Source organism: Phenylobacterium sp. (genome assembly GCF_036677185.1).
Taxonomy (GTDB): Bacteria; Pseudomonadota; Alphaproteobacteria; order Caulobacterales; family Caulobacteraceae; genus Phenylobacterium.
In genome coordinates this window covers 252,383-273,791 of sequence record NZ_JAKFEN010000012.1, presented here as the reverse complement: position 1 = coordinate 273,791, position 21,409 = coordinate 252,383, and the positions used below count along the sequence as shown (strand labels likewise).

The following is a 21,409-nucleotide window of genomic DNA, read 5'->3' as shown; positions in this document are numbered from 1 at the left end:
CGGTCCGTCGAACAGATTCGGGAGAACGCCATGCGCCTCATGCTCGCCGCCGCCGGCCTGGCCGCCGTCGCCTTGGGCGCCTGCTCGCAGGGTTCCTCCGACCCCTTCGTGGGGTTCGGCGCCAAGCCGGCCTTGCCGGAGCCCAAGACCGGCGGCCTGCCGACGCTCAACGCCCGCAAGGCGGTGGGTTGGCCCGAGGCGGGCCAGCCCTCCGCCCCGACAGGCTTCACCGTGACGCGGTTCGGGTCGGGGCTCGACCACCCGCGCTGGCTGCTGGTCCTGCCCAATGGCGACTTTTTTAATGATACGGCGACCACCGAGACCAAGCCCGCCAAGAGCATCGAGGGCTGGATCGCCAACGCTCTGCAGAGGAAGGCCGGCGCCTCGGGGCCCAGCCCCAACAAGATCGTCCTGCTGCGCGACGCCGACGGCGACGGGGTGGCGGAGATGAAGACCGACTTCGCCACAGGCCTGAAGCGCCCGTTCGGCATGACCCTGGTCGGCGACACCCTCTATGTGGCCAATGACGACGCCGTGGTGAAATTCCCCTACGCCCACGGCCAGATCTCGGTGACAGGCGCCGGCGAGAAGGTGTTCGACCTACCCGGCGGGCCGATCAACCACCACTGGACCAAGAACGTCATCGCCAGCCCGGACGGCTCGAAGCTCTACGCCACGGTGGGGTCCAATTCGAACATCGGCGAGAACGGCATCGAGAACGAGACCAGCCGCGCCGCGGTGCTGGAATACGCCCTGCCCGCCGGCCCGGTCCGCATCTACGCCTCCGGCCTGCGCAATCCCAATGGCCTGGACTGGGAGCCGGTCACCGGCGCCCTTTGGACGGCCGTCAACGAGCGCGACATGATCGGCGACGACCTGGTCCCCGACTACATGACCAGCCTCAAGGACGGCGGCTTCTACGGCTGGCCCTATAGCTATTACGGCCGCAACGTCGACGCGCGGGTGAAGCCCTCGCGCCCGGACCTGGTGGCCAAGGCCATCGTCCCCGACTATGCGCTCGGCCCGCACACCGCCTCGCTGGGCCTGGCCTTCTACAAGGCCGACGCCTTTCCGGCGGCCTATAGGGGCGGTGTGTTCATCGGCCAGCACGGCTCGTGGAACCGCAACCCGCCCAACGGCTATCGCGTGGTCTTCGTGCCCTTCGCCAATGGCAAGCCGACCGGTCCGCCGCAGGCCTTCCTGACCGGCTTCCTCGACGCCAAGGGCCAGGCGCGGGGCCGTCCCGTCGGCGTGGCGGTGGACAAGACCGGCGCCCTGCTGGTGGCCGATGATGTGGGCGACATCGTCTGGCGGGTGGCCCCAACGATCCTCGCGGCCAAACCCTAGCCGATGATCTTGCGCAGGCGCAGGAACAGGGCCCGGCCCCATTCCAGGTCGCGCACGTCGGTATAGGCGATGGCCGCCGTGCTGCGCGGGCCGGCATAGACCTCGCGAATGCGCTGGACGTCGCGCTCGCCGATATTCTGCGCCTCTATGCGCAGGATCAGGTCCGGCCGCGGCTTCAGCTCGGCGAAGACCGTGACGAAGGTCTCGAACTTACGGGTCTCGATCTCAGTCAGCCGGTAGTAGGTCTCGCGGAAACCACCAAAGACGTCGATGCCCCAGATCGCCTTCCATCGCGGCAAGTCCTGTGTGAAATGAACGTCCCAACTGACGGGATTCAAACCGGAAATCTCTCGCTCTTGTCCTGTCGTGGGATCAGACACCGCCGACTCCCGCCAAGTGGACTGGCCCCGGAAGGTGGCGTTCTTCACGCCCAGGCGAACCAACGGCAGCGCCAGGCTCGCGACCGCCTCGTCCTTGGTCCCTTCGCCGATATTGGCCGGCCCGTCGGCGACCACGACGCCCGAGCCGATGGGCGCGCGGTCGATCACGTCGGTGAGCTCGAAGTGGCGGACGGTCAGCACCGCCGCCCCGCTCCCCCAGAACCGCCGTTCGTAGGCGGCCTCGGCCACCCAGGCCTGCTGCGGCGAGAGGTCGGGATTGCCGGCCAGGACCACGCCGGTGCTGGCCACCGAGGAGGAGGCCACGAAGTCGTCGAAGTTGAGCTGGCTCACTTCGCGCTCGAGGCGCAGGCGCAACTGGTCGGCGGCGCTCGGCGCCCAGGTCACCGCCAGCCGCGGCTTGAGGAAGGACAGCGACTTCTCCAGCCGCACGTCGCCGGTCGAGGTGATTTTCGAGGCCTCCTGGCGCAGGCCGCCCTCCACCGTCAGCACCGAAGTCGGCCGCCAGGTGGCGACGCCGAACACCTCGCCGCGCACCTCCTCGACGCGGACATTGGCGGCGGGCACCGCGATGCGGCCGCCGTTGACGCTCAGACTGGTCTCGGAATCCAGGCCGTTGAAGGCTGCCTCGATCCCGACCTCCAGCGACAGCTCGTCGGTCTGGCGCCGGCGCAGGTTCAGCCGTCCGACGCTCTCGGTGACCTTCTTGTCGCTGGCGAACAGCCGGTTGACCGCGGCGCTGGTGAAGCGGGCCTGGGTGTCGTTGTTGTTCCACTGCTGGAAGGCGACCACCTCCAGTGAGGTCGCGCCGAACCGCCGGGTGTAGCGCCCGCCCAGTTCGGCCTGCAGCCGGTCGACGCTGATCCGCTCGTCCTCGCGGGTCGCCGATGGCGCGCTCAGATGGTCGTAAAGCTCGATGTCGGAGATGTTGTCCAGATAGGCGCCGTTCACCCGCAGGCGGCCCTTGGCGAAGGGGCTCTCGAAGGCTCCGATCAGCCATCGGCGTTCGCCCTGGGCGTCGGCGTCCACCCGCGAGCGGATCAGCACCTGGCCCGCCGGGCCGTAGCGGGTCCGGGGCCCGTCGCCATAGCTGTCGTCGGGGCCCTTTCCGTGGACCATGGAGAGCTCGGCGAGCTTGCCGTCCCACCGCCATTGGCCCTCGGCGCGCAGGGCGTTCAGCACCCGGCCGTCGGCGAGGGGATGGACGGAGACGCTGACCGCGCCGCGCGTGCCGGAAACCTGCTTGCGCACCACGTTGGCCATCACCGTCCGGCCCTGCATGTCGATGCCCGGCGCCCCGCCGCGGATCACCTCGATGCGGACGATGGAGCCGATGGGGATGCGCTTGAGCACCTCCTCGAGGGTGTCGTTCTTGGAGACCGGCGGCTCGCCGTCGATCAGCACATTGCCGCCGGCGCCGGCCAGGCCCCGCACGGTCGCACCCTTGTCGAAGTTGAAGCCCGGCAGCCGCTGGACCATGTCGAGGGCGGTGGAGGTCCCCATCTCGGCGAAGAAGGCCGGCGGATAGGCGATCACCCCGCCTGGCGCATCCTGGGCGGCGGCTGGCGTCGAACAGAGGGTCGCCGCAAGCGCCGCGGCGGCGATGACGCCGGCAAGATTCATGGAACCGGGGCTCCCCTTCCCCACGCCTCAGGTTAGGCGGCGTTTCATACCGAGCGCCAGAAAACTCCGCCCGGGGCGCAAGCTTTTGGCGTCCGTTGCGGCCCTGGCGCTACAGCGAAGGTCAGGTCCTGCCGGTCACCGGGATCAGGGCGCCGGTCACGGCGCAGGCGTCGGGCGAGGCCAGGAACAGGATCACGGCCGCCAGATCCTCGGGCGAGACCCAGGCGGCGAAGTCGGCTTTCGGCATGTCTGCGCGGTTGGTCGGGGTGTCGATGATCGAGGGCAGGACGGCGTTGACCGTCACCCCGTCGGCCTTGAGCTCCGCGGCCAGGCTTTCGGTGAGCGCGTGGACCCCGGCCTTCGAGGCGGCATAGGGCCCCATGCCCAGCGAGGCCTTAAGCGCCCCGTTCGCCCCGATATTGACGATGCGTCCGGCGAGACTGCGCTTGAGATACGGGATGGCCGCCCGGCTGGTGTTGGCGGCGGTCTGGACGTTCATCAGGAACATCCGATGCCAACTCTCCATGAAGCTGTCTTCCACGGTCACCCATTTGAACCCGCCCGCCACGTTGATCACCGCGTCGAGCCCGCCGAACCGGTCGGCGACCGCGTCGATCGCGGCGCTGGCGGCCACGGCGTCGGTGAGGTCCACCCCGCCCAGCATGATCGCCTCGGGCCCGCAGGCCGCCAGGGCGTCGGAGTGCTCGGCGTAGTCGATCAAGGCCACGCGGGCCCCCTGCGCGGCGGCGGCCTTGGCCACCGCCGAACCCAGGACGCCGGACGCGCCCGTGATCGCAAAGACGCGTCCGGTCATGAGGCTTCCTTCTTAGAGTCGCTCGACGATGGTGACGTTGGCCATACCACCGCCTTCGCACATGGTCTGCAGGCCGTACTTGCCGCCGCGCTGCTCCAGTCCGTTCAGCAGGGTGGCCATCAGCTTCGTGCCCGAGGCGCCCAGCGGGTGGCCCAGCGCGATGGCGCCGCCATTGGCGTTCACCTTTTCGCGGTCGGCGCCCAGGGTCTTGATGAAGGCCACGGGCACGGAGCCGAAGGCCTCGTTGACCTCGAACAGGTCGATGTCGTCGATCTTCATGCCGGCCTTCTTCAAGGCGCGCTCGGTGGCCGGGATCGGGGCCTCCAGCATGATCACCGGGTCGTGGCCCAGCAGGGACAGGTGGTGGATGCGGGCCAGCGGCTTGACGCCCAGCTCCTTCAGGCCCTTTTCGGAGACCACCATCACACCCGAGGCGCCGTCGCAGATTTGGCTGGACGAGGCCGCGGTCAGGCGACCGCCCTCGCGCAGCAGCTTCACGCCCTTGATGCCGTCCAGGCTGGCGTCGAAGCGGATGCCCTCGTCGATATTGTGGACAGTGACGTTGCCGTCGGCGTCGGTGATCTCGACGCCGACGATCTCGTTCTTGAAGGCCCCGGCCTGGGTCGCGGCGATGGCCCGCTGGTGGGACTGATAGCTGAACTCGTCGATCTCGTCCTTGGTCAGGCCGTACTTCTCGGCCACCATCTCGGCGCCCATGAACTGGCTGAACTGGATGTTGGGATACCGCGCCTGCATCCGCGGGCTCATATAATTGCCGAAGCCGTTCTGGGCCGGCAGGGCCGCCGACAGGCCCATGGGCACGCGGGTCATGCTTTCGACGCCGGCGGCGATCACCACGTCCATCGTGCCGCTCATCACGGCTTGGGCGGCGAAATGCAGGGCCTGCTGCGAGGAGCCGCACTGGCGGTCGACGCTGGTGCCCGGGACGCTTTCGGGCAGGCGCGAGGCCAGCACGGCGTTGCGTGCCACATTGATCGCCTGTTCACCCACCTGGCCGACGCAGCCCATGACCACGTCCTCGACCAGGGCCGGATCGGCGCCCGTGCGGTCCATGAGGTCGTTGAGCACCACGGCGCCCAGGTCGACCGGATGCCAGTCCTTCAGCTTGCCGCCCTTGCGGCCGCCGGCCGTGCGGGTGGCTGCAACGATATAGGCTTCGCCCATGATTCCGCTCCCGAGATTTGCGCGTCGTTCGCGCGTCGGAGGCTATTTAGGGGGTCGACGCGGCGTAAGCCAACACGGCGCGGCAACTAGGCCGGAAGCAGCATTCCGGGGCGCTTGGCGTCCAGCCGGAAGCTGGTCGGCAGCAACCGTTCCTGCGGGGCCTGGAGCTTGAGCGCCTTGGCCGCGCGGGCGATAGCCAGCTTGCCCAGCGCGCCGGGCGTGAAGCCGTCCTGGATGGTCGGCCGGGCGCCCAGCCGCCGCCGCAGGACGCCGTTGGCGTAGATCACATTGGCCCGCATCAGGGCCTGGGGCGTCATGAACTCGATGGAAAGCGAGACATTGAGCATCGGGCCGTTCTCGATCCGGTGCGGGGCGTTCTGCTTCCAGGTCACCATCTTACCGGGGGTCAGGTCGTGGACCTGCGCGCCCGCGTCCCAGGCGGGGTCGAAGGTGAACTGCTCGGCGGTCTCCCGCAGCACGATCCGCTCCAGGGTCTCCTCGCCCACATAGGGATCGGCCACCGGATAGACCCAGACCCGCTTCTCGCCGCGGAGCTGCCACAGCGACACCAGCGGCACGTCGAGATGGTAGAACACCTGGGCGTTGGCCGAGGAGATCAGCATGCCCAGGTCGCGCTTGAAGGTTCTGAGGCCCGGACTCATCGCCTCCTTCTCGGCGAATATCTCGTCGCCCAGCCGGGCGTATTCGGGAAGATGGTCGTTGGTCTGGCGAAGGTTCAGCCAGATCCGGCCCGCCTGGGCGGCCTCCAGCAGCTTGCCGCCCGACAGCCCGTTCGCCGCGCCCTTGCGCCAGGTGGTCCAGGCGACCGGGTCCTCGCCCATGGTGAAGACGCCGAGCTTCTCGCGCGGATAGCGGTCGAGCAGCTCCTCCAGGCCTTCGTCGGAGAACATGGGGCGCTCATGCAGGCTGTGCCGGAAGCCCAGGTTGGCTTTTCCGAAGGCCGCGCCCTTCTGCGGCGTCCAGTCGGTGATCAGGCTCATGCGCCAGCCCTCAGTCCGTAGAAATGGATCTTGAAAGGGCCCCACCACAGGGTCTTGCCCAGGCCCCGCGCCGCGCGGTCGAGGGTGGAGGCGAAATCCGGAGCGCGGATCAGCCACTTGAAACCCGCGAGCGCTCCGAACACCGCCGCCTGGACCAGGCCCTGGGCCATCCAGCCGGCCACCCCCAGACGGTCGGGCGGGCTGGCCGCGGCGCAGGCCGAGGCCGGGCCTTGGCCGTAGGCGAAGGCGCGGGGGATCGTGTAGCCCAGGGTCAGGCGGGCCGGCACGGGATCTTCCCAGACCCAGGCCGCCGGCTCCCAGGCGAACTTCGCGCCGTCGCGCTTCATCTGGCCGAACAGCAGGTCGTCCTCGCCGCCGATGTGGTTGCGGATGGCGGAGAACGGCGCCTTCGGGTCCGGCAGGGCGGCGCGGCGCAGCAGCGAACAGCCGCAGCCATAGTAGTGGTCCAGCAGCCCGGCCTCGGCCGGTCCCTCGCGGGAGAAGAACCGCTCCAGATAGTCGCGATGGGCGACGACGGCTTCAGGCGCCCGGCCCCGCACCGGTCCGAAGACCACGTCGGCCTGGTGTCGCGCCATGGCGGCCAGCAGGGCGGCGAGCCAGCCTTCCGGCGCCTCCTCGTCGTCGTCCAGGAAGGCGATCAGGTCGCCCTTGGCCCGCGCCATGGCGGCGTTGCGCGCATTGGCGACCCCGGGCTCGGGCTCGTGGACATAGGTCACCGGGAACGGCGCCTCGTCGGCGAGCGCGCGCACCGTGGCGCGTGCTGAGTCGACCTGGTCGTTGTCGACGATGACCAGTTCGAGCTCGTTCAGATCGACGCCCGCCTGGCGAAAGGTCGAGAGCGCGGCCGTGATAAGGCCATCCCGGCGGCGCTGGGTCGGGATGATCAGGCTGACCAGCGGGGAGCCCATGGGATCAGGCGGCCTCCACCACGCTCGATCCCCCGCGCGCCTTGGCGGCCAAGGCGTCGGCCAGGCCCGCGGCGCGATCGGCGAGCGAGAGTTCGGCCGCGGAAATCACGTCCAGCCGGCGGCGGAAACTGCCGACCAGGCCGGCGCGATTGGCGCCGGCGAGCGCCCAGGCCTGTTCAGAAGCTTGCGCCATCAGGCCGCGCGATCCGGAGCCAGTGGCCGTGCCCTCCGCGACGACGCGGGTATCGAGGGCGTAGGGCCGCTTGTAGTGGTCATGGCCGGGCCCGAGATCGTAGGTGGTCAGGCCCAGGTCCGGCATGGCGGCGATGGCTCGCTGCAGGAAAACCTGTCCGGGCGACCAGGCGGCGAGTTCCGGGTCTGTCGAGGCGATCCAGGGGTGGTAGACGCCGCCGGCGCGGATGCCGAAATGGCCCGCCACCAGACGCTCACCCGCATAGAGATTGATCATCAAGCCTTGGAAATCTCCACGGTCGCGGTTGAACAGCGAGGCCATCAGGGCCCGGGTCCAGCTCGGACGCAGGAAGTCGTGGGAGCCGGTGCGGAACAGCTGGGCCCGCTTCCAGGCGATCAGTTTGTCGAAGGCCTCGGGGTCACGGTCCGGAGCGCGAATGGTGATCTCGCCGACCTCGCGGTCCAGCTTGTGGTCGAGACGGCGATAGTTCTTGAATCGCTTGGGGCTCTCGATACGCAGGGCTTCCAGATAGGCGTCGGCGGAGCCGTGCAGGTTGATCACGTAGGCCTCGTGCTCGGCCACCACCCCAGAGCCGAAGGCATGGTTGGGATCGATCAGGCCGGTGAAGCGGAAGGCGGCCAGGCCCGCGGCGGTCAGGGCGTGCTCGGCGTCCAGCCCCGGCGCCGCCACCAGGGCGTGGTAGTCCGATAGCGGCGCGCCGATCGGACGGGCGAAGCCGCCGGGCCGGCGATGATAGGCCAGGAACCCCGCCACCCGCTCCGGCCAGCGCCACACGGTCACCCGCGCGTCGGCCCGAACCTCGCCGACCGCCAACGCGAAGTCCGGACCCAGCAAGGGATTGGCGAATTCCGGCCGCGAGGCGCAGAGCCCGCGCCAGGTGGCGATGTCGGACTCCGACAGATAGACCGGATGGAAGGTTTCGGCGGTCAGCATCAGAACACCAGTCTAGCTTGTCCCGGTTAGGGAAAGGTGGACCGGCCGATGCAAGGCTCAGACCGAAAACGTATCCCGGAGAATGGCTTGCAGCCAGGCGGCGTCGGTCTCGTCGAAGGCCGCCGGTTCCGCCGAGTCCACGTCGAACACCGCGATCAGCTCGCCGGCCTTGCCGAAAACCGGGACCACGATCTCGCTGGCCGAACGGCTGTCGCAGGCGATGTGGCCGGGAAAGGCGTGGACGTCGGCCACAACCTGGGTCTGGCCGCTCTCCGCCGCGGCCCCGCACACGCCGCGCCCATAGGCGATGCGCAGGCAACCCAGCGTGCCCTGATAGGGCCCGACCACCAGCTCGCGCGGCTTGTCGGGATCGACCACGTAGAAGCCGGTCCAGAAATAGCTGTCGAAGGTCGCCGCCAGCATGGAGGCGACCGTGGCCATCCGGGCGGTCAGGTTCGGTTCGCCATCGAGGACGGCGGCGATTTCCTCGGCGACCGCGCCATAGCGCGCGGCCTTGTCGGCGGGCAGGGTCAGGTCGTTGAAGGCTTCGGCCATGGCCGCCTATATACGAACGCCCTCAGGCGGCCGCCAGAGCGTCCAGATCCTCGGTTCCGAGCAGGTTGGCGATGGTCGTGAAATGACCCTCGATGATCTTGATGTCGCACAGCTCGGGCAGGCCCACCTCGTCCACATATTCGACCAGGGCCACGGCCGCCCACTCGACGGCTTTGTCGCGCACCTGTCGGGCGCGGAACACCGTGTGCTGCATCACCCGGTGGACCATCTGCAGGGTCGGCCGATCCACCGTCCCGCGCGCCGAGATCATCCGACGCATGGCGTCGAGTTCCACCCGGATGGTGTCGCGCGCCTCGGCGCGGCCGCCGGAGTCGGCGACCTCGACCGGGTCCTCGCCGCGGCGCATCGGGCCGGAATAGTTGAGCTCCAGGCGCCGGCGACGGCAGGGCCCGACATAGACTTCGCTGACGATGAACGGTCTGGGTTTTGTCAGGACGAGCTGGATCCGCGACAGCAGGGCCGCCGGCGTGAACGGCTTGATGACGAACTCGTTGACCCCAGCCAGGCGCGCCCGATGCACGTGGCCCGCGCTGCGCTCGCTGGTGACCATGACAATCGGCACCTCGGGATTGGGCACCCGCGGATCGGGAATGACGGCGGCGCGCCGGATCGAGCGGGTCAGTTCCATGCCGTCCATGAACGGCATCCGGGAGTCGGTGAAGATCATGTCGGGCTGGCGATGATAGAGCACCTCGCGGGCCTTCAGACCGTCGGAGGCGGTGTGCACTTCGCCGACCCCAGCCGCGCGCAGGACGTCGCCGATCAGGCGCACGGTGTTGGAGTGATCATCCACGACCAGGATCGTCATGCCCGAAAGATCGCCGGGCGTGAGGCTGGAACTCGGCAGTCTTCGGCGATCGCTCATCTGTTCGCGCGTCCAGGAATGACCGCTTGAACCTGCCGGACGAACGTTGAAATCGGGTTTACCGGTGAAGCTTGTGCGCCGCGAGGGCCTCGTAGTGCGGCCGCGCCTGGTCGGCGATGCGCCGCAGATCGTCGGACAGCGGCGGCGCGGCCCGCGGCCCGGGCGCCTCAAATCCAGTCGAGCGCTCCACCGCGTCGTACCAGGCCGGCGCCCAGACCCCGTCGGTGTCGCGCCGCCCGGCCGGCCAGCTCAGCATCTCCTCACGGAAGGGGATGGTGAGCGCCGCGCAGAGCGCGGTGAGCATGCCGCGCGGATCGGCCAGGACGTCGGCCCCCAACACCACCGGTGGGGCGGCGCCAAGGCGCTCGCACTCCCGAGCGAACAGCTCGTGCTGCCGCACCACCCCGATGTCGTCCAGGGTCACCTCGGCGCGCTTGACCGCGTAGGAGGCCAGCACGGCCTCGGGCTCGCGGATCAGGAAGGCGTTTCTGCAGGCCCGCGCCCAGTCCAGGTCGAAGCCCGGCAGCATGTGGTGGGTCATGTGCTTCTGGTAGAAGACCGCCGCCCCGCCGGGCGCGCGCCCGGCCATGGCCGTGGCCACTTCGCGCCAGTCCAGCGGCTGCGAGGCCAGGACCTCCCTGCGCATCGGGTGGTCCAGGCCGGTCTCCGCCAGATAGGCCGCGTAGAACGGCTCATCGACCACCGCCGTGTCCGGCCGGTTCTCGAAGGCTCGCATCATCGCCGTGGAGATGTTGCGCGGCCCCGACCACATGGCGATCCGCACCGGTTCCATCAGCGGACCTGGGCGTCCTTGAGCGCCTCATAGGCGGCGCGAAGCTTGTGGGTCACCGGCCCCGGCCGCGCGGCGGGAAGCTCGCGGCCGTCGACCGAGCGCACCGGGGTCAATCCGCCGAACGTGCCGGTCACGAAGGCCTCGTCGGCCGAATAGACCTCGGCCAGGCTGAAATCGCCGAGGGTGATCGGCACGGCGTGGTCATGGCAGAGGCGGATCACATTGGCCCGGGTGACGCCGTTGAAGCAGTAGGCGCCCGAGGAGGTCATCACCCGCCCGTCGCGCACGAAGAAGAAGTTGGTGGCGTTGCAGCTGGAGACGAAGCCATTCGGGTCCAGCATCAGGGCCTCGTCCGCCCCGGCCTTGATCGCCTGCAGCAGGGCCTGGATCAGGTTGAGCCGGCTGTGGGAGTTGAGCCGCATGTCGAACATGTCGGAGGGCGTGCAGCGGATGGTCGAGGTGAACAGCGACAGGCCGCGGGTCACGATCTCCGGGCTGGGCGACTTGTACTCCGCCGTGACGACGATGGTCGGCTTGCCCAGCCAGTTGCGCGGATCCTGGTTGGCGGCGGCCTTCTCGCCCCGGGTCACCATCAGCCGCAGGTGAGCGCCATCCTCCATGCCGTTGGCCGCCAGCAGCCGGCGGATCTCGGCGACCAGCGCCTGGCGGGTCAGGCCGATGTCCAGGTCGATGGTCCGTGCGCCCTCGTAGAGCCGGTCCATGTGAGCGTCGAGGAACAGCAACGCTCCCTTGTGCAGGCGCAGGCCCTCCCAGACGCCGTCGCCCAGCACAAAGCCAGCGTCGAAGATCGAGACCCTGGCCGCCTCGCGGGGCACGAGGTCGCCGTTGAGATAGATGAGCGCCGTCGCGTTGCGCGGATCGGCGGCGAAATCCTGACTTCCAGCCATGGCGGCAAGTTGTAGGTGGGGTTAGGAAGCCAGGCTAGCGCCCAGCAGCGGAGTTTCAGCATGACCCATGGTATTGGCGGCTCGACCGCGGAAATCGAACTCTCGCAGCTCGCCCCCTGGCCCAAGCCCGCGCCGGCCATCACACGCGACGAGCGGATGGCGCGGATCGCCCGCGCCCGGGAGCTGATGGTCGAGATCGGGGCCGACGCCCTGATCGTCGGGGCCGGAGCCTCGCTGCGCTACTTCGCGGGGGTGGGCTGGAACGCCACCGAGCGGCTTGTGGCCATGATCCTGCCGCTGACAGGCCCGCCGCGGATGGTGTGCCCCCGCTTCGAGCTGGGCTCGCTGGAGGCTTCTCTCGGGATCGAGGCTCAAATGCTGTTGTGGGAGGAGCATGAGAGCCCCTATGCGCTCACCGCCCGCGCCCTGCGGGACCTGGGCGCCATGAGTCTGGCCATCGACCCCGCCCTGCCCTTCTTCGTATTCAACGGCCTGCGCCTGGCCGCGCCGGAGGTCGAGCTGCTGGACGGGGCGCCTGTCATCGACGGCTGCCGGATGATCAAGTCGCCGGCGGAGTTGGCCCTGATGTCCCAGGCCAAGGCCATGACCCTGGAGGTCCACCGCCGCGCCGCGGCCATCCTGGCGCCGGGGATCACCACCACGGCGGTTCGCCGCTTCATCGACCAGGCGCACCGGGCGCTCGGCGCCGACGACGGCTCGTCCTTCTGCGCGGTGCAGTTCGGAGTGGCTAGCGCCTATCCCCACGGCCTGCCTGGCGAGCAGGCCCTAGCGGACGGCGACCTGGTGCTGATCGACACCGGCTGCCGTGTGCAGGGCTACAACTCCGACATCACCCGCACCTATGCGTTCGGCGAGCCCTCGCCCGAGCACCGCCGCGTCTGGGAGGTGGAGAAACGCGCCCAGGCCGCCGCCTTCGCCGCCGTGAAGCCCGGCGTTCCCTGCGAGGAGATCGACGCGGTGGCCCGCTCGGTGCTGGCCGCCGCCGGCTTCAGCCCGGACTACGACCTGCCGGGCCTGCCCCATCGCACCGGCCATGGCATTGGCCTGTCGATCCACGAGGCGCCCTATCTGGTGCGTGGCGACAGGACCCCGCTCGAGCCGGGCATGTGCTTCTCCAACGAGCCGATGATCGTCATCCCCGACGCCTTCGGCGTGCGGCTGGAAGACCACTTCCACGTCACGACGGAAGGGGCCGCGTGGTTCACGCAGCCCCAACCCAGCCTGGAAAAGCCCTTCGGCTGACCTGCGGCCGCACCATCCGAAAATGGGGCTTGCACGCTTGGGTGGCCCGAACTACAGTTATTACGCAACTAGTAAGTCATGTCCCCTAGTCGCCCTGTCACCTGAGCCGGCCGCGAAGCCTCCTCCCCCAGCAATCGCGGCGTCCCTTGCCCCCTTAGGGTTCGGCTCAGGTGACACCCGCCTTCGCCTCACCTAGCTGGCCTTGCAGCCCTGCGTGGACCAGCTGGCGTTGGCGAAGCTGAGCCTGACCTCGCCGCCCGTTCGGCCGCCCGGGGCGAGCGAACTGATCATCACGTTCTCCAGCTTGATCTCGGTGGTGTTTTCCGAGCCGGACTTGCGGGCGAACAGCTTGGCGCGCGGGATCACCCGGCCTGACGCGGCCGCGGCCACCAGACGGGCGTCGGAGGCGATGGCGGGGCCGGTGAGGGTCGCTTCGCCGCGCCCCGAACGACCTTGGCACCCCTGGATGGGGCCGCCGACGCCCCAGCCGAAGCTGTCGACTTCCACGGTCCCGCGGCGGGCGGCCTTGGCCTCACCCTTCACGCCGTCGAGTTCAAGCAGGTAGTCGGAGGCCGCCGAGGCCGAGGCGCCGACCAGCAGGCCGACGGCGAGAGTGGCGATGGCGACAGGCTTCCGAAGGAAGGAAGCGGTCGTGGTGAAGACCTGGATCAAGGTCGTTTCTCCCAAATCCGGCGGCCGGGCCGCTCGTGTTGGGACGGTTTGTGACGTGACCGCGCCGTTGCGGGCAGGTGCAGCGGCGAGCGTCGCGCGCCACCCCCAGGTTGCATCCGGTTGCACGCGGCAGGCGAAGACCGTGCAACCCCTCCGGCGGATTGGCGACGCGCCGCTCAGTAGAGCTCGAACGCCCGCCGCTCGACCAGCCAGGCCCGCTCGTCCGGCGCGGTCAGGGCCTCGAGGTCCCCCGGCGCGGCGTTCGCATCGTCCACCCACTCCCGAAGCGCCGGGCCACCGTTGATGACGTCGATGGCCAGCTTGCCGATCTCGTACTCGTAGGGGAAGTCACGCCACAGCGGATAGTCGGGATGGAGCCGCCGGATGGCCTTGAAGGCCAGCGCCTGGAGACGCCAGGGCCTGAAGGCCGCATGGTCGTAGCTGGGGCCTTCGGTGTGGATCTGCACGCCATTGCAGAGCTGACCCGCATGCTTGTGGAAGGTAGGCTCGAACCAGCAGTCGCGCAGATGGCAGCCGGCCAGCCACTGGGGCGCGAGCGCGCGCATCTCCTGGATCACCCGCCGCGCGTCGATGTCGGGCGCGCCGAACAACTCCAGCGGCCGGGTCGTGCCGCGGCCCTCCGACAGGGTCGCGCCTTCCAGCATGACCGTTCCGGCATAGGCCCGCGCCATCCAGAGGTTGGGCGCGTTCGGGCTGGGATTGACCCAGGTCCGCACACCCAGGGGCCAGCCGAAGCCGGGCGCGGAGTCCGGCGCCCAGCCGTCCATCTCGATCACCCGATACTCGACGTCGAGCTTGAGGGTCTTGATGAACCAATGGCCCAGCTCCCCCAGCGTGAGCCCGTGACGCATGGGCATCGGCCCGGCGCCGACGAAGCTCTCCCAGCCTGGGCGGAGGGTCAGGCCCTCGACGGGCCGGCCGGCCGGGTTGGGCCTGTCCAGCACCCATACGGCCTTGCGGTGTTCGGCCGCCGCTTCCAGCACATAGCGAAGGGTGGTGATGAACGTATAGATGCGGCAGCCCAGGTCCTGCAGGTCGACGAGCAGGACGTCGAAGCTCTCCATCATCGCCTCGGTCGGCCGACGGACCTCGCCATAGAGGCTGAAGACCGGGATGCCGTGGACCGGATCGTTGAAGTCCGGCGACTCGACCATGTTGTCCTGCTTGTCGCCCCGCAGGCCGTGCTGCGGCCCGATGGCGGCGGTGACGTTCAGATCCGCGCAAGCCGTCAGGGCGTCGAGCGAATGCTCGAGGTCCCGGGTGACCGACGCCGGGTGGGCGAGCAAGGCGATCCGGCGGCCCGCCAGCGGCGCGCGCAGGGACGGTTCGTCGAGCAATCGATCTATGCCAAATCTCATGAGGACCCAGGGGCTGGAAGGTCTAACGCAAAGCCGTCGGCGTGATGGAAGTCCGCCTTACCCGGCGGATGGGCCAGCGCCCAGTATGAGATGCCGCCGCCCGCGTCCTCGATCACCGCCGAGAGGCCGAGCCGCCAGGCCACCGCCGCCAGGTCCGGGACATGACCCAGGTCCAGGGAGACGCGCAGTTCGAAGTCGTGGTCGGCCGAGCTCGGCTCGATGCGCGGCGCCTCGACGCCCTCGGCGGGCCGCATGCCCTGCCGATAGCCGTCGAACCGATAGGCAGCCCACTCCGTCGAGGGCGAGAAGTTGAATTCGTAATAGGCGTCTCCAGACCCGGCGCGGAGGAAGGCCTCGAAGCAGGTCCGCCGCCACAGGCCGTCGGTGCGGGCCGGCGCGGCCAGGGGTGGCAGGCTCAGCTCGCGCACCGCGCCGGTCACGACATAGCGCAGCGTCAGCAGGCCGGGCCGCGGCCGTGTGACCTCCGCCTCGATACGCCTCACGGCGGGGCAATCTGTGTCCGCGAGGAGTCGCAACGCCAGCATCGCCGCATGATAGCGGCGACGCACGCCGACGCCACCGAAGAGGACACCAGACTTGACGCTCTTGATCGTTTGTCCGCCATTCGGGCTTCGGGGCGACCCGACAGATTCTCTGAAGACGTCACGCTCTGCCCCTCCAGTTCAAGGCGCCCTTAGAATCCATGCCCGATCTCCCGCCTCCCCCGGCCCCCGAAGTCGAGATCGTGATCGTCCATCCGCCGCGGCTCGCACCTCTGGGCGGAGAGGCGGCGTTCAGCGCCGTGCGGATCGGGCCCGAAATTCTCAGGACAGAGCCGCGCCTGGACGAGGCGCTGAAGAGCGTGCCCGGCGTGTCGCTGTTCCGCCGCACCGGCAGCGGCGCGGCCAACCCGACCACCCAGGGGCTCTCGCTGAGGGCCATTGCGCCGTCGGGCGCGGGCCGGACCCTGGTGACCCTGGACGGCGCCCCGCAGAACGATCCATTCGGCGGCTGGGTGATCTGGAGTGGGCTTCCGTCCGAGGGCCTGGATGGCGCGACGGTGGTCCGCGGCGCCGGCGCGGGTCCTTACGGCGCCGGCGCCCTCACCGGGGTGGTGGCGCTGCAGGAGCGCGGCGCGCCGCAGGGGCTGGCGACGGCCGAGGTCTCCGCCGGCGCGCGCGACAGCTATCGCGCGGTGGCGGTGGCGGGCCTGCCGGGCGTGCTCGTGACCGTGGGCGGCTCCCGGACGGAGGGCTACCACCCGGTGCGCGGACCCCGCCGCGGGGCGGCCGATACGCGGCTGCGCCTGGACGACGCGGTGGCGGCCCTGCGTGTGCAACACGACTTCGGCGGCATGCAGGCGGCGGTGCGGGTCTCGGCCTTCCAGGTCAACCAGCAGGCCGGCCTGGTGGGCGCGCGGTCCAACACCACCGGAAGCTCGGCGGTCCTCACCCTGGCCCAGCCGGCGGCTGAGGGCGTCGGCGGCTGGCGGCTGCAGGGCTGGGTGCGCAAGAGCAACCTCGAGAACAGCTCCGTGGCGGTGGCGGCCGGCCGCGCGACAACCACGCCGGCCAACGACCAGTACGACACGCCCGCGACAGGCTACGGCCTGAACGCCGCCTGGCAGGGCCGGCAGGGGCCCCTGGCGTGGGAGCTCGGCGCGGACTTCCGCCTGGCCGAAGGGACCGAGCACGAGCGCTTCCGGTTCATGGCCGGCGCCTTCACTCGCGACCGCGAGGCCGGCGGCAAGACCCTGGTGGCCGGGGCCTATGCCGAGGCGGCGCTGGATCAGGGGCCCTGGCTCGCCACCGCGGGCCTGCGGATCGACCGTTCGCGGGCCTATGACGCCGTGCGGCGGGAGCGGGACACCGCCACGGGCGCCCTGACCCTTAACCAGCAGGGCGCCGACCGGGCCGACACGACCCCCACCGGCCGGCTCGGACTGCGCTACGACCTGAGCGAGGCGCTCTATGTGCGGGCCGCCGCCTATGCCGGCTTCCGTCCGCCGACGCTCAACGAGCTGCATCGGCCGTTCCGGGTGGGCAACGACATCACCGAGGCCAATCCGACCCTGAAGCCCGAGACCCTGCAGGGCGTCGAGTTGGGCGTCGGCGGCGAGGGACCGGTCCGCTGGGCCGCGACCCTCTTTCACAACCGGCTCCAAGATCCCATCGCCAATGTCACGATCGGCGTCGGCCCGGGCACATTCCCGACGGCGGGCTTCGTTCCGGCCGGCGGAACCCTGCGCCAACGGCAGAACGCCGGCGAGATCAGGGCCTGGGGCGTCGAGGGCGAGGTCTCTGGCGAGGCGGCGCAAACCCTCGGCTGGCGGGCCGCCTTCGCCTACACCGACGCCGAGGTGGACGGCGGGGCGAGCGCCCCGCAGCTCACCGGACTGAGGCCCGCCCAGACGCCGAAGCTGACCCTCACCGGCGGGGTGACCTTCCAGCCGCTGGAGCGGTTGGGCCTGTCGGCCGACGTCCGCTACGAAGGCGACCGCTGGGAAGACGACCTCAACAGCCGCCGCCTGTCGGCCGGCATGCAGCTCGACGCCCGGGCCACCTGGCGCACGGTCGACCATGCGGAGGTCTATCTGGCCGCCGAGAACCTGTTCGACGAGGAACTCGAGGTGGGTCAGACGGCTGACGGGGTGGAGAGCTATTCCGCGCCACGGACCGTCCGTATCGGCCTGACGATCCGCCGCTGATTTCGGCCGCCGCCGGGCTTGCAGAAGAGCCGCCCGACGCGAACGGCTTTTCGATCCGTGGACCCAGCTCCTGGAAGACGGCGGTCGCCCCCTAGCGCGCCTCGCCCAGGGCGTTCAGGAGCTGAGCGCGGTCATAGTATTCCCGCCACTCACGAACCTTGCCGTCGCGGATGTCGAGAACCCCCACCACCGGGACCGATCCTGGGCGGCCCTTGTAGACGAACCGGTCGACGCGCTCGATGAACACCAGCCCGTCTACGACCCCCATGTGGGAGACGTCGAGGATCACGCCGCCTGGCGCGCCGGCGCCGAGGGCCGCGATCCGCTCATAGATCGCAGACCGCCCGACCACCGGTTCGATCATCATCGAACGCAGGACGCCGTCCTCGGCGAACAGGTCGGCGACCTTCCTCCAGTCGGCGACTTTCCAGGCGTGGATCATCTCGCGCGCCACCGCGACCTTGTCGGCGTCGCTGTCGGCCGCGCGGGCCGGAAGGGCCGTCACGGCCAGGGTCAGAACCATCGCCATCAGGCTGAAAATCCGCGCCATCATTCCTCCGAGTCTTAAATTTCAGGTGTCACTTGCACAACAAGACCATGGTGCTAGGCTGAGTTCAAGGGCGCTGGCCGCCAAGATCGAAATCCGGAGACCCCGATGAAGATGGAGCGCCTAGCGCCGGTGAAGACGTCGCTGCGGCCCAGCAACCACCCCTATCTGACCGGGGCCTGGACGCCGTTGCATGAAGAGGTCGACGCCACGGACCTGGAGGTGATCGAAGGCGCCATCCCCACCGATATCGACGGGATCTATGTGCGCAACACCGAGAACCCCGTGCAGCAGCCCCTGGGCCGCTACCATCCCTTCGACGGCGACGGGATGCTGCACATGATCAGCTTCAAGGGCGGTCGCGCCGATTACCGGAACCGCTTCGTGCGCACCCGCAGCTTCGAGACGGAGCAGGAAGCCGGCCAGGCGCTCTGGGGCGGGCTGATGGACGGGCCCGAAGTCTCCCTGCGGCCCGGCTTCGGCGCCCATGGCGGCCTGAAGGACTCATCCTCGACCGACGTGGTCGTGCATGGCGGCAAGGTCGTCTCGACCTTCTATCAGTGCGGCGAGGCCTACTGGCTGGACCCCGAGACCCTCGAGCAGGGCGGTGTGGCGAGCTGGGGGCCGCTGGACGGTGTCTCGGCCCACACCAAGATCGACGAGGCCACCGGCGAGCTGCTGTTCTTCAACTATTCCAAACACGCGCCCTACATGCACTACGGAGTGGTCGACCGGCACGGGAAGCTCGTCCACTACACGCCGATCCCCCTGCCCGGGCCCCGGCTGCCGCACGACATGGCGTTCACCGCCAACTATTCGATCCTCAACGACCTCCCGGTGTTCTGGGACGCGGAGCTGCTGAAGCGCGGCATCCACGCCGTGCGCGCCCATCCAGGCATCCCGTCTAGGTTCGGGGTCATCCCGCGCTATGGCGACTCAGCGGACATTCGCTGGTTCGAGGCCGATCCGACCTACATCCTGCACTTCCTCAACGCCTACGAGGACGGCGACGAGATCGTCATGGACGGCTACTTCGAGGAGAACCCGACGCCGGGTCCCCTGGCCGGCGCACCGGATGGCCACGGCCACATGATGGGCTTCCTGGACGAGCATTCCTTCCTGCCCAAGCTGCACCGCTGGCGCTTCAACCTGAAGACCGGCGAGACCACCGAGGGCCACCTGGACGACCGCGTCCTTGAGTTCGGGATGTTCAACCAGCGATATGCCGGCAAGCCCTATCGGTACGCCTACTCGACCACCAGCAAGCCCGGCTGGTTTCTGTTCACCGGCTTCGTCAAGCACGACCTGGAGACCGGGGAGTCCTGGGAGCTGACCCTGCCGGAAGGCCGCTACGCCAGCGAGGCGCCCTTCGTTCCGCGCATCGGCGCCAAGGACGAGGACGACGGCTATCTGGTGAGCTTCATCATCGACGAGAACACCCAGACCTCGGAATGCGTGCTGATCGACGCCAAGCGCTTCGCCGACGGACCGGTGGTACGCATCGCCCTGCCGCACAAGATCTCCAGCGGCACCCACAGCGTCTGGGCGGATCGCGAACTGATCCGCAACGGCTTCGTCGCCGCGACCCCGGCGGCCTGACCAGGAATATCCCGAGCATGGAACTCAAGGACAGCGTCGCCCTGGTGACCGGCGGCAATCGCGGCATCGGCGAGGCCTTCGTGCGCGCCTTCCTGGCCGCGGGATCGGCCCGGGTCTATGTGGCGACGCGGGACGTCGCCAACGCCCGGCATCTGGTCGACGAAGGCGGCGGCCGCGTGGTCGCCGTGACCCTCGACGTCAGCAAGCCCGAGCAGATCGAGGCCGCCGCCGCCCTGTGCCAGGACGTCAGCATCCTGGTCAACAACGCCGGCCAGTTCTCCATGCAGACCCTGATGACTGCGCCGGACCTGTCGGCCGCGCGATCGGAAATGGAGATCAACTATTTCGGCCCCCTGGCCATGTGCCGCGCCTTCGCCCCCATCCTTGGTCGCCACAGGGAGAGCGCCATCGCCAACGTCCTGTCGGCGGGCGGCATCGTCGCCGTGCCCGGCATGGGCGGCTACAGCCCCTCCAAGTTCGCCGGCCGCGCCATGACCACCTGCGTCCGCGCCGAGCTCGCCGCGCAGAACACCAGCGTCACAGCCCTGATCGTGGGCTCGGTCGACACCCGCATGGCTAGCCACGTGGAGGGGTTCAAGGAGACCCCGGACACCATCGCCCAGGCCGGGCTGAAGGCGATCCGCAAGGGCGCCGACGAGGTCGACACCGACTTCATGGCCGTGGACGTGCGCGCCAACCTGGCCCGCGACCCGAAGGCCCTCGAACTTTCCATGCGCCGTTCGCTGTCGGGCGAGCGCGTCACCACCGGCCGCTGAGCGAGAGACCCATGACCCCCCAACAATACCTGGACTTCGCCGAGCGCTTCGTGGGCGCGATCCAGAGCGGCGACACCGAGACGGTGCGCGCCTGCTACGCGCCGGACGCCAAGCTCTGGCACAACAGCGACGGGATCGAGCAGACGGTCGACCAGAACATGAAGGTGCTGGACTGGTTCATCCGCACCCTCCCCGACCGCAACTACCGGGTCCTGCGGCGCGAAGCCCTGCACGACGGGTTCATGCAACAGCACGTCCTGGAAGCCACCCTGCCCGACGGCTCGAAGTGGGCGATGGACGCCTGCGTCGTGGTGCGGATCGAGAACGGCGTCATCACCCGCCTGGACGAGTATCTCGACTCGGCCAAGTCGGCGGCGTTGCGCAGCTTCGGGCGTTAGGCGCGCTCAGCGGGACTTCTGGTCGAAGTCCTCGGTCAGGCCCATCGCCTTCAGCAGGTGGGCCCGGTCGTAATACTCCCGCCAGACCTTGATTAGCGGCCCGTCGAATTCGAGTACGCCCACCACCGGCGTCGATCCCGGCCGGCCGGCGATCACGAACTCGTCGACGCGCTCCATATAGAGGACGCCGCCAATCACGCCCATCTGGCGGATGTTGAGGGTGATGGACGCCAGGTCCTCGCCCAGGCCCCTGACCCGCCTGTAGACCGCTTCGCGGCCGACGATAGGGTCCACCATCATCGAATGCAGCACCCCGTCGGGGGCGAACATGTCAGCGACCTTGCGCCAATCCAGGTCGCGCCAGGCCTGGGCCATCTCCCAACCCACCGCGATCTTCTGTTCGTCCGTAAGCTTCGCGGTCATGGCTAGCGGCCTTCCTGGCGGCGACATGGCCGAGCGCCCCGGCGCCTTGTCGAAATTTA

General features: G+C 69.2%; 21 protein-coding genes. 6 read left to right on the top strand and 15 right to left on the bottom strand.

Annotated features, from left to right (window positions below):
• Positions 1 to 39 precede the first annotated feature (39 nt).
• Positions 40 to 1,347 (top strand): PQQ-dependent sugar dehydrogenase, encoded by a 1,308-nt coding sequence (locus V6M51_RS02810; RefSeq protein ID WP_442957835.1) that lies wholly within the window; start codon positions 40 to 42, stop codon positions 1,345 to 1,347.
• Here V6M51_RS02810 and V6M51_RS02805 read toward each other — a convergent pair.
• The 10 genes from V6M51_RS02805 to V6M51_RS02760 form a co-directional block, all read right to left on the bottom strand.
• Positions 1,344 to 3,368 (bottom strand): TonB-dependent receptor plug domain-containing protein, encoded by a 2,025-nt coding sequence (locus tag V6M51_RS02805; RefSeq protein ID WP_332764452.1) that lies wholly within the window; start codon positions 3,366 to 3,368, stop codon positions 1,344 to 1,346. The genes V6M51_RS02810 and V6M51_RS02805 overlap by 4 nt on opposite strands.
• Positions 3,369 to 3,489: 121 nt before the next feature.
• On the bottom strand, positions 3,490 to 4,182 hold the full coding sequence (locus V6M51_RS02800; RefSeq protein ID WP_332764450.1) for an SDR family NAD(P)-dependent oxidoreductase: 693 nt from the start codon (positions 4,180 to 4,182) through the stop codon (positions 3,490 to 3,492).
• A 12-nt stretch (positions 4,183 to 4,194) separates the two neighbouring features.
• On the bottom strand, positions 4,195 to 5,367 hold the full coding sequence (locus V6M51_RS02795; RefSeq protein ID WP_332764448.1) for an acetyl-CoA C-acetyltransferase: 1,173 nt from the start codon (positions 5,365 to 5,367) through the stop codon (positions 4,195 to 4,197).
• An 86-nt stretch (positions 5,368 to 5,453) separates the two neighbouring features.
• Positions 5,454 to 6,368, bottom strand: a complete 915-nt coding sequence (locus tag V6M51_RS02790) for a hypothetical protein (RefSeq protein WP_332764447.1) — start codon at positions 6,366 to 6,368, stop codon at positions 5,454 to 5,456.
• The gene (locus V6M51_RS02785; protein WP_332764445.1) at positions 6,365 to 7,297 is read right to left on the bottom strand and encodes a glycosyltransferase family 2 protein; all 933 of its coding nucleotides are present in this window, start codon (positions 7,295 to 7,297) and stop codon (positions 6,365 to 6,367) included. Before V6M51_RS02785 ends, V6M51_RS02790 begins: the two co-directional genes overlap by 4 nt.
• A 4-nt stretch (positions 7,298 to 7,301) precedes the next feature.
• Entirely contained in the window at positions 7,302 to 8,444 is a 1,143-nt protein-coding gene (locus V6M51_RS02780) for a GNAT family N-acetyltransferase (RefSeq protein WP_332764443.1), read from the bottom strand.
• Positions 8,445 to 8,501: 57 nt separating this feature from the next.
• Complete coding sequence (locus V6M51_RS02775; RefSeq protein ID WP_332764441.1) at positions 8,502 to 8,999, bottom strand: GAF domain-containing protein; 498 nt, start codon at positions 8,997 to 8,999, stop codon at positions 8,502 to 8,504.
• Positions 9,000 to 9,021: 22 nt separating this feature from the next.
• Entirely contained in the window at positions 9,022 to 9,885 is an 864-nt protein-coding gene (locus V6M51_RS02770; protein ID WP_332764439.1) for a response regulator, read from the bottom strand.
• 58 nt (positions 9,886 to 9,943) lie between these two features.
• Positions 9,944 to 10,678, bottom strand: a complete 735-nt coding sequence (locus tag V6M51_RS02765) for a hypothetical protein (RefSeq protein WP_332764437.1) — start codon at positions 10,676 to 10,678, stop codon at positions 9,944 to 9,946.
• The gene (locus V6M51_RS02760) at positions 10,678 to 11,586 is read right to left on the bottom strand and encodes an aminotransferase class IV (protein WP_332764435.1); all 909 of its coding nucleotides are present in this window, start codon (positions 11,584 to 11,586) and stop codon (positions 10,678 to 10,680) included. The genes V6M51_RS02765 and V6M51_RS02760 overlap by 1 nt, the downstream gene beginning before the upstream one ends.
• 60 nt (positions 11,587 to 11,646) lie before the next feature.
• Between V6M51_RS02760 and V6M51_RS02755 the strand changes: the two genes are divergently transcribed.
• Complete coding sequence (locus tag V6M51_RS02755) at positions 11,647 to 12,849, top strand: M24 family metallopeptidase (protein WP_332764433.1); 1,203 nt, start codon at positions 11,647 to 11,649, stop codon at positions 12,847 to 12,849.
• A gap of 192 nt (positions 12,850 to 13,041) precedes the next feature.
• Here V6M51_RS02755 and V6M51_RS02750 read toward each other — a convergent pair whose 3' ends face one another.
• From V6M51_RS02750 to V6M51_RS02740, 3 genes are all read right to left on the bottom strand, one after another.
• Positions 13,042 to 13,521: a type VI secretion system tube protein Hcp gene (locus V6M51_RS02750; RefSeq protein ID WP_332764431.1), complete on the bottom strand. Its 480-nt coding sequence runs from the start codon at positions 13,519 to 13,521 to the stop codon at positions 13,042 to 13,044.
• 176 nt (positions 13,522 to 13,697) lie between these two features.
• Entirely contained in the window at positions 13,698 to 14,879 is a 1,182-nt protein-coding gene (locus tag V6M51_RS02745) for an exo-beta-N-acetylmuramidase NamZ family protein (RefSeq protein WP_332764429.1), read from the bottom strand.
• 17 nt (positions 14,880 to 14,896) lie between these two features.
• Positions 14,897 to 15,403 carry a DOMON-like domain-containing protein gene (locus V6M51_RS02740; RefSeq protein WP_332764427.1) on the bottom strand — a complete coding sequence of 169 codons (507 nt, stop codon included), beginning with the start codon at positions 15,401 to 15,403 and terminating at the stop codon, positions 14,897 to 14,899.
• Between the two features lie 200 nt (positions 15,404 to 15,603).
• On the opposite strand from V6M51_RS02740, the gene V6M51_RS02735 reads away from it, so the two are divergent.
• Positions 15,604 to 17,607, top strand: a complete 2,004-nt coding sequence (locus tag V6M51_RS02735) for a TonB-dependent receptor (RefSeq protein WP_332764426.1) — start codon at positions 15,604 to 15,606, stop codon at positions 17,605 to 17,607.
• A gap of 91 nt (positions 17,608 to 17,698) precedes the next feature.
• Here V6M51_RS02735 and V6M51_RS02730 read toward each other — a convergent pair whose 3' ends face one another.
• The gene (locus V6M51_RS02730; protein ID WP_332764424.1) at positions 17,699 to 18,157 is read right to left on the bottom strand and encodes a nuclear transport factor 2 family protein; all 459 of its coding nucleotides are present in this window, start codon (positions 18,155 to 18,157) and stop codon (positions 17,699 to 17,701) included.
• 105 nt (positions 18,158 to 18,262) lie between these two features.
• Here V6M51_RS02730 and V6M51_RS02725 point away from each other — a divergent pair, with 105 nt between their 5' ends.
• The 3 genes from V6M51_RS02725 to V6M51_RS02715 are packed head-to-tail and all read left to right on the top strand — an operon-like array spanning position 18,263 to position 20,927.
• Positions 18,263 to 19,753, top strand: coding sequence for a carotenoid oxygenase family protein (locus V6M51_RS02725; RefSeq protein ID WP_332764422.1), 1,491 nt, complete (start codon positions 18,263 to 18,265; stop codon positions 19,751 to 19,753).
• 17 nt (positions 19,754 to 19,770) lie between these two features.
• Entirely contained in the window at positions 19,771 to 20,529 is a 759-nt protein-coding gene (locus tag V6M51_RS02720; RefSeq protein WP_332764420.1) for an SDR family oxidoreductase, read from the top strand.
• Positions 20,530 to 20,540: 11 nt separating this feature from the next.
• Positions 20,541 to 20,927, top strand: coding sequence for a nuclear transport factor 2 family protein (locus tag V6M51_RS02715; RefSeq protein WP_332764419.1), 387 nt, complete (start codon positions 20,541 to 20,543; stop codon positions 20,925 to 20,927).
• Between the two features lie 6 nt (positions 20,928 to 20,933).
• Here the strand turns inward: V6M51_RS02715 and V6M51_RS02710 are convergent, their stop codons facing one another.
• A complete protein-coding gene (locus V6M51_RS02710) occupies positions 20,934 to 21,350 on the bottom strand; it encodes a limonene-1,2-epoxide hydrolase family protein (protein ID WP_332764418.1) in 417 nt (138 codons plus the stop codon).
• Positions 21,351 to 21,409 lie beyond the last annotated feature (59 nt).